Annotated in this window: 15 protein-coding genes and 1 pseudogene; 9 read left to right on the top strand and 7 right to left on the bottom strand. The window is 38.7% G+C overall.

Annotated elements, in window-relative coordinates; translation table 11 throughout:
* Positions 1 to 41: 41 nt before the first annotated feature.
* Complete coding sequence (locus B9T38_RS17135; protein ID WP_171263236.1) at positions 42 to 200, top strand: transposase; 159 nt, start codon at positions 42 to 44, stop codon at positions 198 to 200.
* 529 nt (positions 201 to 729) lie between these two features.
* Here B9T38_RS17135 and thrS read toward each other — a convergent pair.
* From thrS to fur, 6 genes are all read right to left on the bottom strand, one after another.
* Positions 730 to 2640: a threonine--tRNA ligase gene (thrS, locus tag B9T38_RS12475; protein WP_086197113.1), complete on the bottom strand. Its 1911-nt coding sequence runs from the start codon at positions 2638 to 2640 to the stop codon at positions 730 to 732.
* A gap of 36 nt (positions 2641 to 2676) precedes the next feature.
* Complete coding sequence (locus tag B9T38_RS12470) at positions 2677 to 4032, bottom strand: dihydroorotase (protein ID WP_086197112.1); 1356 nt, start codon at positions 4030 to 4032, stop codon at positions 2677 to 2679.
* On the bottom strand, positions 4022 to 4582 hold the full coding sequence (locus B9T38_RS12465; protein ID WP_086197111.1) for a gamma carbonic anhydrase family protein: 561 nt from the start codon (positions 4580 to 4582) through the stop codon (positions 4022 to 4024). Before B9T38_RS12465 ends, B9T38_RS12470 begins: the two co-directional genes overlap by 11 nt.
* Positions 4583 to 4611: 29 nt before the next feature.
* On the bottom strand, positions 4612 to 5031 hold the full coding sequence (gene hisI / locus B9T38_RS12460) for a phosphoribosyl-AMP cyclohydrolase (protein WP_086197110.1): 420 nt from the start codon (positions 5029 to 5031) through the stop codon (positions 4612 to 4614).
* Entirely contained in the window at positions 5025 to 5930 is a 906-nt protein-coding gene (gene folE2 / locus B9T38_RS12455) for a GTP cyclohydrolase FolE2 (protein ID WP_086197109.1), read from the bottom strand. Before folE2 ends, hisI begins: the two co-directional genes overlap by 7 nt.
* Positions 5931 to 6032: 102 nt before the next feature.
* Positions 6033 to 6449: a ferric iron uptake transcriptional regulator gene (gene fur / locus B9T38_RS12450; protein ID WP_086197108.1), complete on the bottom strand. Its 417-nt coding sequence runs from the start codon at positions 6447 to 6449 to the stop codon at positions 6033 to 6035.
* A 154-nt stretch (positions 6450 to 6603) separates the two neighbouring features.
* On the opposite strand from fur, the gene B9T38_RS12445 reads away from it, so the two are divergent.
* From B9T38_RS12445 to zigA, 3 genes are read left to right on the top strand one after another with little or no spacing between them, the layout of a single operon-like run.
* A complete protein-coding gene (locus tag B9T38_RS12445; protein WP_086197107.1) occupies positions 6604 to 7350 on the top strand; it encodes a D-Ala-D-Ala carboxypeptidase family metallohydrolase in 747 nt (248 codons plus the stop codon).
* Positions 7343 to 7753, top strand: a complete 411-nt coding sequence (locus B9T38_RS12440; RefSeq protein ID WP_086197106.1) for a Fur family transcriptional regulator — start codon at positions 7343 to 7345, stop codon at positions 7751 to 7753. The genes B9T38_RS12445 and B9T38_RS12440 overlap by 8 nt, the downstream gene beginning before the upstream one ends.
* Positions 7754 to 7767: 14 nt before the next feature.
* A complete protein-coding gene (gene zigA, locus B9T38_RS12435; RefSeq protein ID WP_086197105.1) occupies positions 7768 to 9000 on the top strand; it encodes a zinc metallochaperone GTPase ZigA in 1233 nt (410 codons plus the stop codon).
* A gap of 90 nt (positions 9001 to 9090) precedes the next feature.
* On the opposite strand, the gene B9T38_RS12430 is transcribed toward zigA, so the two are convergent.
* Positions 9091 to 9411 (bottom strand): ArsR/SmtB family transcription factor, encoded by a 321-nt coding sequence (locus B9T38_RS12430; RefSeq protein WP_086197104.1) that lies wholly within the window; start codon positions 9409 to 9411, stop codon positions 9091 to 9093.
* A 145-nt stretch (positions 9412 to 9556) separates the two neighbouring features.
* Between B9T38_RS12430 and B9T38_RS12425 the strand changes: the two are divergent.
* From B9T38_RS12425 to B9T38_RS12405, 5 genes and pseudogenes are all read left to right on the top strand, one after another.
* A pseudogene (locus B9T38_RS12425) lies at positions 9557 to 9706 on the top strand (MBL fold metallo-hydrolase); the annotation flags it as partial.
* A 70-nt stretch (positions 9707 to 9776) separates the two neighbouring features.
* On the top strand, positions 9777 to 10559 hold the full coding sequence (locus B9T38_RS12420) for a sulfite exporter TauE/SafE family protein (RefSeq protein WP_086197103.1): 783 nt from the start codon (positions 9777 to 9779) through the stop codon (positions 10557 to 10559).
* A 239-nt stretch (positions 10560 to 10798) separates the two neighbouring features.
* On the top strand, positions 10799 to 11194 hold the full coding sequence (locus tag B9T38_RS12415; protein ID WP_086197165.1) for a rhodanese-like domain-containing protein: 396 nt from the start codon (positions 10799 to 10801) through the stop codon (positions 11192 to 11194).
* Positions 11195 to 11246: 52 nt separating this feature from the next.
* A complete protein-coding gene (locus B9T38_RS12410) occupies positions 11247 to 11582 on the top strand; it encodes a carboxymuconolactone decarboxylase family protein (RefSeq protein ID WP_086197102.1) in 336 nt (111 codons plus the stop codon).
* 29 nt (positions 11583 to 11611) lie between these two features.
* The gene (locus B9T38_RS12405; protein ID WP_086197101.1) at positions 11612 to 12232 is read left to right on the top strand and encodes a class I SAM-dependent methyltransferase; all 621 of its coding nucleotides are present in this window, start codon (positions 11612 to 11614) and stop codon (positions 12230 to 12232) included.
* Positions 12233 to 12234: the final 2 nt, after the last annotated feature.

Raw genomic sequence — 12234 nt, 5'->3', positions numbered from 1 at the left:
TTATGGATAGATACCTATTTACAGATGCTCAATGAGAAAAAATGGAACTACTCTGCCTCGGTAAAGTCACAGATCGGGGTCGGATCGGTACAAATAATAGATTATTTCTAGAAGCTTTATTGTGGACTGCACTTAGAGGTAGTCGATGGAGAGATTTACCATATGATTTTGGCAAATTGAATACTGTTTTAAAAGGTTGATACTGCTGGGTGAAAGCCCGTGTATTCGAGAATTTTTGAATTAGTCAATGTGGATTCTGATCTTGAATACGCCATGGTGCAAAAGGGAGAGCTATTCCTAAGCGATTGGTCAATCACAAGATGGAATGACTACTAAAATCCTTGCCTTAGTCGAGAGTTTGGGAAATTTGGTTAAATTCCGCTTAATGCCCGGACAATCTCATGATCTTGCTGAAGTTAAGTCACTGATTAAAGATATAGATTTTCAGGCATTATTAGTAGATAAAGCTTTTGATGTAGCTTAGTTATTGAAGGAGCTTGATCATCGTGGAGTAAAAGCAGTTATTCTCCGAAAAGCCAAGCGTAAAGTTCAGCGTATATTTGATCGTTGTATGTATAAATGGCGGCATTTCATCGAAAATTACTTTGAAAATTGAAAGAATTCAAACGTATTGCCATGCGTAGTGATAAAATAGACTCAAATTTTGCCGCCATGATTTATATTTGTGTGAGCGTAATTAACTCTCGTTCATTCTCAACACACCTTAGATTAGCTTGTAGATGTATTATTAAAAAAATCGAGTAACTCAGAGTATTGAAAATCTCCTAAATCTACTCCATTTTGCGCACGTATTCGAACAGATGATAGTTGTGCTTCCTGCTCACCAATGATGATCAGATAAGGTATTTTTTGTAGCGTATTTTCACGGATTTTATAGTTCAATTTCGTTTGACTTAAATCTAATGTTGCCCTAAAGCCATACTTTTTAAGCGAGTCTTGGACGTGTTTGGCGTAATCATGTTGTGCATCTGTAATTGGTAAAATTGCGATTTGAACCGGTGCAAGCCAAAATGGGAAATGTCCCACATAGTGTTCAATTAAAATACCAATAAAGCGTTCAAAAGATCCAAATAAAGCCCGATGTAACATCACAGGTCGTTGTTTTTGATTATTTTCATCAATGTAATGAATATCAAAACGTTCTGGTAAATTTAAATCAACCTGAATCGTCCCGCATTGCCATTCACGACCAATAGCATCTTTTAAGGTAAATTCAAGTTTGGGACCATAAAATGCACCTTCACCGATATTTAAGGTATAAGGGATATCAAGCTGTTCAAGAGATTGTTTTAGTGTATTTTCTAAAAAATCCCAAATTTCATCTTTACCGACACGATGATCAGGACGTGTGGATAATTTGATCGAAATTTCATTGAAACCAAATTGTTCATAAATTTTATAAATGAGAGCAATCGTATCTTTACATTCAGATAAAAGCTGGCTGTCAGTGCAAAAAATATGGGCATCATCTTGGGTAAAATGGCGAACGCGCATTAATCCATGTAAAGAGCCAGATGGCTCATAGCGATGAACTTTACCAAATTCTGCCATGCGTAACGGTAAGTCTCTATAACTTCTTAATTCATGTGCATATAGACAAACTGCGCCAGGACAACTCATTGGCTTAAGCGCGTAACTCCGCTGATCTTTAGTGACTGTGGTAAACATGTGCTGCTGATAGTTTTGCCAGTGTCCCGAAATTTCCCAAAGCTCACGATCCATGACATCGGGAGTATTAACTTCAATATAACCCGCATCATCTTGTTGCTGGCGTAAATAATCTGTCAATAACTGAAATAATTTCCAGCCTTTCGCATGCCAGAATACGGCACCAGGTGCTTTATCATCAAAATGTAGCAAATCAAGTTGCTGTGCTAATTTACGATGATCTCGTTTTGCTGCTTCTTCAACTTGCTTTAAATGTTTTTTTAATTGTTTTTGGTCAGCCCAACATGTGACATAAATTCGTTGCAACATAGGGTTTGTAGAGTCGCCTTGCCAATATGCACCAGAAACATGAGTCACTTTAAAATGTTCTAAAAATTCAGTATTTGGAACAAGTGGACATAAGTAAACATCAGAGAAATCATTATTTTGATGAAAATATAATGTGCTTAAATCACTCATATTTTTTAAGTGTTGATATTTAAAATCAGAATTTTGCTGTTTAAAAAAATCAGCGGCTTGATCGGACGTAATCTTTTCTGTGCGTATATCTAAATGTTGTTGTACCCACTCATGCATTTTCAGTTCAATTTGTTGCAAATCATCCTGATTAAAGGATGGAGTATCGGCGAAGTCACAATAAATACCATAATCAGTAATCTTATATTCTACGGGGTGAGCAGAAGGGTATAACTGATGGACAGCCTGTGCCAATAGATAAGCATAGGAGTGTCGTAGTAGATTTAAATGATTGTCATCGTTCAGACTGAAAAGTTCGATGTGACAGTCATGCTGGATAACATAGTGTAAATCAACGAAATGAGCGTCAACTTTAGCGAGAAAAGCTTTTTTATAGCTTTGAATTTTGAAACGAGACAAAACCTCAGAAATCGCCATGGATTGTTCGAGTTGAAAATGGTGAGTTGAACCAAGAAAATTAAACTGGATATTCATATAGAGTCATCTAAATACGGGTAAGGCTATTGCAGATTAGCGGTCAATTTCTAAAGCTTGACCCTGACAGTTAAGATAAGGTTGCTGTTGATGCCATGCGAGTTGACCAGAAATGATGGTTGTATCCACCAGATGGCGGAATGTTTTCTTTTGGAAGGGTGTCCAGCCGCAACGCATATAATTGGTTTGTTCAGCTACAGATTGTTTTTGATGATTTTCACGGATGAGGACTAAATCTGCCCAATAACCTTCACGGATATAACCTCGATCTTTAATGCGGAATAAATCAGCAACCTGATGTGAGGTTTTTCTTACCAGTGTTTCAATCGATAGTTTTTGATCTGCCACTAATTCTAATAATGCAGGTAATGCATGTTGAACTAGAGGTAAGCCTGAAGGGGCATTAAAATAAGATTGTTGTTTTTCTTGCCATGTATGCGGTGCATGATCTGTACCAATAATATCAAGACGATGGCTATTAGAAACTGCCTCAATAAGCGCCTGTTTGTCATTGCTAGTCTTAATAGCTGGATTACATTTTATTAAATGGCCTAAATCAGCATAATCAGATTCATCAAAAGTTAAGTGATGTATACATACTTCAGCAGTAATATGCTTTTTGTCCAATGGCAAATTTTTAAATAAGCAAAGTTCTTTTGCTGTTGTCAGATGTAGCACATGTAACTGTGTACCGAATTTTTCAGCGAGTGATACGGCTAACCGAGAGCTTTCAAAACAGGCTTGTTTATCCCTAATTCTAGGATGTAGGTATGCAGGGACATCTTCGCCATATTGATCACGATAAAACGCTTCCAGTTGTTTAATCCGTGGCGTGGATTCGCAATGTGTTAATAAAATAGTGGGTACATTAGCAAATAAGCGTTCTAAAATCTTTGGATCATCAACCAGCATATTACCCGTTGATGCTCCCATAAAGACTTTAACACCGCTGACCAATTTAGGATCAAGTGCTTCAACAATCTCTAAATTTTGTGCACTTACACCAAAGTGAAATGCATAATTGGCTATGCTATGTTGGGCTGCAATTCCTTTTTTATAGTGTAGTGCAGTTAAGTCCAATGTAGGAGGATTGGTATTTGGCATATCCATGATACTGGTAATTCCACCTATCGCAGCTGCCAAAGACTCTGAGGCAAAACTCCCTTTTTGTGGTGAGCCTGGGTCACGGAAATGTACTTGATCATCAATCATGCCTGGGAGTAACCATGCTCCATCAGCCTCGATGCTTTTAGCATTGTATATACCCGTTATATTAGGTTGGATTTTACTAATACGACCTTGCTGAATCAGGACATCACAGATTTGTTGCTGCCCCTCATTAACCATATTCGCATTACGTATGATTAGATTTGGGGGTTGTCTAAAATTCATTTTGTAATGCCTTATAACCTTGTACCAACTCAATATTGGTGCTCACCACACTTTCAGAAAATTCACTGATAGAAATATCGATTGGAGGGTACTGACTTAAGTCCGTTCGAGCATTGATATAACTCATCGCAGGTACATAAAATGATTCAGGCAAATCGCGACCATCGACCACTGCATTATGACGGATGGCACTATGATCACCGACTTTACAGTTGAATAAGACGCTGTTAAAGCCGACAAATACGCGGTTACCAATCACACATGGACCATGAACAATCGAACGATGGGCGATGGATGAGTTTTTTCCAATTGTGACTTGTGCACCTGCTTTTGAATGAATGACAACACCATCTTGGATATTTGAATTTTCACCGATAATGATGGGTTGCATCTCGCCATTTTCATCTACTTCATCTGCACGGATCACTGCATAAGGACCGACAAATACGTTAGCTTCAATGATGACTTTTCCACAGATAATTGCGGTTTGATCAATATAAGCGGATTGGTCAATGATAGGGAGATGACCAGTTGGATTTTTACGAATCATGGTAATGTCTTCGATGTTGTATAAATTGGCTAAATGATGGGCTGAGTTAAAATTGTGGCGTGTTGTTTGTTTAATCCAAGATAAAAACAATTGGGACGATCAGTGTGGCAGGCGGGTCCAATCTGTTCGACCAAAAAGAGAATGCTGTCACCGTCGCAATCAAGTCTGGCTTCAATGAGTTTTTGACGATGTCCTGAACTTTCGCCTTTTCGCCATAAGCGCTGCCGCGAGCGAGACCAATAGCAAACCTGTCTTGTATTCAGGGTTTCAAGTAGTGCATCACGGTTAATCCAAGCAAGCATTAAGACATCTTTACTCTGTATATCTTGTGCGATTGCAGTGATTAATCCATCCTTGTTCCAAGGAATGGCATCAATAATGCTTGCCAGTTCATAACATTGCCCCATCTTTCCTTGTTCGATATCTAGAAAAATTGTCGAACTTACCATTGCCATGAACCCTGCGCGACTGCATCGTGGGCATGTAAACTTTCAGCATGGATGACTTTGAAGTTAAATCCTGCAATACCTGAGTAGTTGACAAATGCGTGGTATAAGCGGCGTAAAGCATCTTCACAGAACATTAAATTTTGACCATTTGCTAATGCAAATGCCTGCTCATCTACACGTTTGACAGCAGTCTGAACGGGTGTTGCCAAGGCTTGTTCTGCATGTGAAATGAATTGTCGAATTGGAATGGACTGTAAGCAAGGGGCTAATTTAAAACGTAGCTGAGCAAAACTTCTTTGGCTGTGTGGTGTTGCTACAATCGCGTCTGTTGTACCTAACCACGCTATGACATCATCCGTGTTTTGTGGATTTATTTTTTTTGTATCAACGGCATCTTGAAAGCTTTTTTGAATGAGGTCTCGTGCCAAAGCCGCAGAACAAGGACAGGTTGAAGAATAGGTGATTTCTATTGCTAATTCAGCTTCAAAAGTATGCTCATTTAACTGACAGCATAAGCTGAAGGGATAGCTTTTCCAGCCCGATAGTACACTGATTAAAGCAGGTTGTTCTAAGTTAAACTCCGCTTGAATATCAAGGCGGGCTTGTTGAGAGAGCTCAGTATGACTTGCTAAGAAATCCTGAAGTGTTTGATAAATGTGATTTAAAGTTAGGTCAGGCAGTGAATGGAGCTCCAGCAGTCGAGTATACAGTCTAGACATATGGATGCCTTTGGCCTGAGGATCATCTAAGCTGACATAGGCATTTACTTTACTGGCACACAGTGTGTTTTGAATTTGAATGGGCAAAGCAATATTTTCCATTCCGACCCAATCAAGAGGATAGGTATGTGTGTGAAGAAAAGGCGCAGACGAGATATCTGGGAGTTGCGAGGCATTCATATTGGAAAGCAAGTATTAAATGTTATGTTATAACATAACAGATAATGAGTATTGTTTCTAGTCCGGCCTTGATAAGAACCGATAAATACTCAATTTTCTATTTTATTTTTTGGAATTTCTACAATATCCAAATAAGATTAGAGAATGTCCTGTGAGTTGGAAATCATGATTTTCTGCAATACTTAAAAGTAATTTTTCAATTTCTTCATTCTTAAACTCAATGATTTGGTTTGTTTTTTGACATACAAGATGATCGTGGGAAGTATCTTGTTTTATTTCAAATAGGGCATGATTATGATCAAAGTTATGGCGTTGAATAATACCTGCCATTTCAAATTGAGTTAAGACACGATAAACCGTCGCTAGTCCAACATCTTCATCTTGTTCTAAGAGTTTTTTATAAATATCCTCTGCACTCAGATGGTGAGGACTTGAGTTTTCTAATATTTCTAAAATTTTTATTCGCGGAAGAGTGACTTTTAGTCCTGCTTTTCTCAGGTCTTGATTGCTAATCGCCATATATAATCCGTATTTGATAAGGATAGGGAGGAATGTAAATTTTGAGGAAGAACTTTTAAACTCATAAGCTATGTTATAACATAACAATATTAATGGTAAACTTATTAAAATTGCCAAGACGACATTTAGAGTTGCGAGATTGTAATAACTGAATATGAAGCATTTTTTAATTATAGGGTTACTTTTTTGTCTTTCAGCATGTAGTCAAAAACAAACAGGGCAATTGATTTACTCATCGAATGCCTCGGGGAAATATGCCACAAAAAAACATAAATCTGTACTATCAAATCGATTATTCAAGAAAATTGCACCAATTTCTTATCAGCATTGGCTATCTCAGCCTTTAAATAAAGATCAAGTTCTTCGTTATAAAGAGTTTTTAAAAAATAATAACTTACACAGTGTCATACCTGAGTTTGAGTTATTTCAAACTGCGAGAGATTGGCAAAATTGCAATGCATCCGAATATGAAATTCCATCTCAAGAAATTTGGAGCAATATTATTCCGACCTTAAAAATTTTGAAGGAATTGGTTGATGTCAAAGTGATTGATGATTTTACAGTCACTTCTGTCTACCGTAACTCTGCCTTAAACCGTTGTGCGAGTGGTGCTGATTCTTCAAGGCATGTTTTTAATGCAGCACTCGATTTTCGAATTGGTTCTGAACAACCCACGCCAGAAGAATCTGGAGTGATTCAGCAAACAAAAACTAAATTGTGTCAATTTTGGGTCGAAAAGGGAGTCACTTTAAATATGGGACTTGGTATTTATACTTCTGGGCAAATTCATATTGATAGTGCTGGATATCGTACATGGGGACCAGATCATAAAAGTACCTCATCACCTTGTATCACTCAGCTTTTGTCCAATCAGAATAATAAAGGAACACGAGATGAATGAATTAAAACTCAGTGTTGTGCAGCAAAGAGTGTTAACAATTTTGCAGAATGAGCAGAAGGCAATGAGCGCCTATGCTTTATTAGAAAAGGCAAAATCTTTCGGATTGCAATCTCCAGTACAGATTTATCGTATTCTAAAAAAATTATCAGGCTATGGACTGATACTTAAACTCGATACATTGAACAAATATTTAGCGTATGAATTGAGGAAGAAGCAAAGCTATTTGCTCGTCACGATTTGTACAGAATGTCAGGCAGTACAAATCGTTGATTCACCTCAGTTTGCTCACGCCATCGAACAGTCAATTTTCCCTCAAAATTTTAACTCTAAACATCATTATTTAGAGCTCGCAGGTCAATGTGCTTTATGTTTTTCCAAACATAACAGCCCTTTATTAACATAAAAGTGAGAAAGTCAATGGATCATCCTTTAGCCATCCCAGCAAAATTACCTGTAACTGTGCTGTCAGGATTCCTCGGTGCAGGTAAAACGACATTACTCAACCATATTTTAAATAACCGTGAAGGCCGTCGTATTGCTGTCATTGTCAATGATATGTCGGAGGTGAATATTGATGCTGCTTTAGTACGAGAGGGCGGTGCAGAACTTTCTCGTACAGATGAAAAGCTGGTCGAGATGAGCAATGGCTGCATTTGCTGTACGTTGCGTGAAGATTTATTGGTTGAGGTTCGTCGCCTTGCACAAGAGCATCGTTTTGATCAATTGGTCATTGAGTCAACAGGAATTTCTGAGCCATTACCTGTAGCAGAAACCTTTACTTTTGAAGATGAAAATGGTGTGTCACTGAATGAGTTTGCGCGACTTGATACCATGGTGACGGTTGTAGATGCCTTTAATTTTTTAAAAGATTACAGCTCGTATGATAGTCTGCAACAACGTGGAGAATCATTGGGTGAACAAGATGAGCGTACAGTCGTTGACTTGCTGATTGATCAAATTGAATTTTGTGATGTCATCATCTTAAATAAAGTGGATCTGATCAATGAAGAAGAAAAGCAACGTTTATTTGCAATTTTAAATAAGCTCAATCCACGCGCAAAAATTGAAATTTCTGAATTTGGTCAAGTCGATTTAGATAAGCTTTTAAACACGGGACTTTTTGATTTTAATGAAGCTTCTCAAGCTTCAGGCTGGCTGAAAGAATTGCGTGGTGAACACACGCCTGAAACAGAAGAATATGGAATTAAAAGTTTTGTATATCGTGCCAGACGTCCATTTCATCCACAACGCTTTTATGATTTTATCAATTCAGAATGGCAAGGTGTAGTCCGTTCTAAAGGCTTTTTCTGGCTGGCATCAAACCCTGAATTTGCTGCTTCTTGGTCACAAGCGGGTGCGATGGCTAGACATGGTGTTGCAGGCTATTGGTGGGCAACGGTTCCTGACGAGCATTGGCCAGAGGATCAGCAAAGCCGTGATGAAATCATCAAAAATTGGGATGAGCGTACTGGCGATGCACGACAGGAAATTGTACTGATTGGGATGGATATGGATGAGCATAGTTTAATCCAACAGTTTGACCAATGTTTACTGACGGATGAGGAAATGGCTGGGGGACCTGAGCAGTGGAAGCTGATGCTTAACCCATTTCCCGATTGGGAAAATTTAGGCCAATCTTTAGATCATTGATTTGAATGTGTAACTGACTCTTTTGTTTGAATAAGTGAGCAAAAGAGTTTGTTATCTAAAATATGAAATATTTTGAGGATATCTCTGGTTTTAGTCTAAGTCTTTATCACTCTGACAGTACAAGTCATATAGGGTCTGCATGATTTTTAATATTCGTATATCACTTAATTGATAAAAAATCTGCTTACCTTCACGACGTGTTGATACTATTTTACTTTTTCTCAGTACAGTCAGTTGTTGTGACAAGGTCGGCTGGTAAACCCCAGCAGATATTTCAATTTTTTGAACATTCAATTCACCATCAACTAAGACACATAAAATTTTAAGACGATCAGGATTGGATAAGACTTTTAAGCAATCAGTCACAAGATTGACTTTGGAAAAGTCTATTTTTAATTCATTGTTATTCATAAATTTATCCTAAAATTCACCTTATTCTATAAAAAAGTAAAGTAACACTTGAATATAGTATATAATTATATATTATTAATAAATATATTGTTTGGTGTGTTTTGTATGTTATGCATGACGATCTAATTTCCTTTACTGGTGGATTGTCGAGATGCGAAACCAGCGTGATTCAGGACTGAGTATGCCAAAGCTGATCCTACCTTTCATTCAGATCAATATGAAAGGTGGACAGTTCCCAATGCCAGAAGAGAATGGGGTTTCTTATTTAAAACTTCCACTCAATTACTTTAAATAGGCATTTTTCAAGATTAAACAAAAAGGTTTGTCGTTGTTTAATTGCTTTAGTAAATAGAGGAACAGTGGCTATGTGGGTATTGATACTTGAAGGGCTGGCCATCGGCGGGTTATTGGGTTTAACCGGTGCTGGTGGTGGTATTCTGGCTGTACCGGCACTGATGGCGAGTCAGGGTTGGACTGTTGCACAGGCTGCACCTGTAGGCTTGCTTGCAGTCACTTTGTCTGCATTCGTTGGAACGTTCGAAGGTTTATTCAAGCGTATTGTACGTTATCGTGCTGCACTCTGGATCGCCTTAATCAGTATTCCTTCAGCCCGTTATGGCGTGCATTTAGCCGATATAGTTTCTCCAGTCTGGTTGACGCTGGCTTTCAGCCTAGTGATGCTGATTGTGGCTTACCGGATATTCTTTAACAAAGTCAATGACTATGAAAATCCACCGTGTAAAGTCAATCAAACGACCGGTCGCCTGATCTGGAATTTGAAAACTGCCTCGTTCCTCGCCGGTATTGGTGTAGTTGCTGGTTTATTAACTGGCCTGCTTGGGGTTGGTGGTGGTTTTGTAATTGTTCCAGCGCTGCGTAAATTCACAGACCTCGATATGCGTAGTATCGTTGCGACTTCCCTGATGATTATCTTCCTGATTGGCAGTGTCAGTATTTCTGCCCACGTTCTGGATGGCTTTCAATATCCTGTTTCGGTTACGCTGACTTTTGTTCTGGCTTGTATCATTGGGATGCTCATTGGGCGTAGTTTGATACCTTTGATAAAGAGTAATCAAATCCAAAAGGTTTTTGCCACGACCGTGATTGGGGTGGCAATCTATTTAATCTATTCAGCACTCATAGGCTAGTCCTGTGCATTGTATGGATAAAGAATGCATGAGTTGATGTATGACTACATGATCTGTCATCTGAATGAATATCAAACAGGTGTAGAGTCTAAAATGAATTTAGCAAATGGGCTGTTTGCAATAGTGTGATCGTTGTAACAGTGCTGGAATGAGAGTTTATAACAAAGTGCTTTTAAGTTGCTGATCTGGCATTTATAACAGATGAGGCTGATTTTGATGAGTGAGGAAGAGTAGAAATGATGAAAACGGCAGAGCAAATGATCCTGAATGCGAAAAGACGGATTCAGGAAGTGAGTGTAGATGACTTACTTGAAGCCATGAAAAATCATAAAACCATTCTGATTGATGTTCGGGAACCGGATGAATTTCAGGCGGCAGCGATAGACCGTGCAGTGAACTATCCTCGTGGTGTTTTAGAAATGAGGATTCACCAGCATCCTTTGGCGAGCCATCATTGCGATACCCTACAGGCACTGGAACATCTTAAAGATCAGCCGATCTATTTGATCTGTGGTACAGGCGGCCGTTCGGCACTGGCTACAGATACTTTGCAGAATATGGGTTTTACTCAGGTTAAATCCGTTCAAGGGGGATTTCAAGCATGGCTAGAGCAGGGCTATCCGGTACAAAAATAATCTATTGAATAAGCAAAACCTTATTGTTGATTGTTTAGTTTGAGAGAAAGTCATGAAATACAAAGAATTAACCCAGAATATTTCAGGTAATTTAAGAACGCTCAGTCAGGATTCACCTGATTTAATGAAAAGTTTCAATCAATTATCCCAGATCGCAATGCATGATGGTGTGATTGATCCCAAAACCAAGGAATTGATTGCATTGGCGATTGGTGTGGCTGCACGTTGTGATGGTTGTATCGGTTTTCATGTCAGAACCCTGGTCAAAATGGGCATGACCCTGCAGGAGCTGGAGGAAGTTCTGGGTGTTGCGGTGTATATGGGCGGTGGACCTTCATTGATGTATGCCGCAAATGCCCTGGAAGCATTTAAAGAGTTTTCCAACTGATTGGATAGTGGCGTAAATGGAGGGATGAAATGAGTCAGCACTGGAATGAATTGTATACCCAGACGCAGGACCTATACGGCACAGCAGCAAACCTGTTTATCCAGGAAATTGCGCGGAAAATCCGGATTGAAGGTAAAACACTGGCAATTGCTGAAGGAGAAGGAAGGAATATCCTGTACTTGGCTGAGCAGGCAAGACAGGATAATTATCCTTTTTCGGCAGAAGTTTGGGATTATTCCGATGTTGCTTTGAAGCATCTGTCCAGCAAAGCCGAAGCCACAGGGATAAATCTTGAACTCCGACATGTTGATTTAACAGCAGCTAAATGGCCATCCGAGCGTTATCAAAACGTGATTTGTGTATTTGGTCATTTCGATACAGAAACGCAAACAAAGGTTTTAGAAGGCATAAGAAAATCTTTGCTAAACGGTGGATGGTTTATCGGTGAGCTGTATTCAAAGGAGCAGATCAACTATAAAACTGGTGGCCCTAAAAATATCGAATATTTATACGATCCGTGGGATATTTTGCAGGTTTTCAAGCAGGATCATATCCATCATTTTTATGTTGGAGAGCAAGAAAGACAGGAGGGAAAATTACATTGCGGTAAATGTCATGTTATTCAATTTGCAATACAAGTGATGAAGTAAAA

It is taken from the genome of Acinetobacter sp. ANC 4218, from assembly GCF_002135245.1.
In the GTDB taxonomy this organism is placed as follows: Bacteria; Pseudomonadota; Gammaproteobacteria; order Pseudomonadales; family Moraxellaceae; genus Acinetobacter.
Note: the sequence above shows the minus strand (reverse complement) of the source record. Positions and strands in the feature narration are given on the sequence as shown.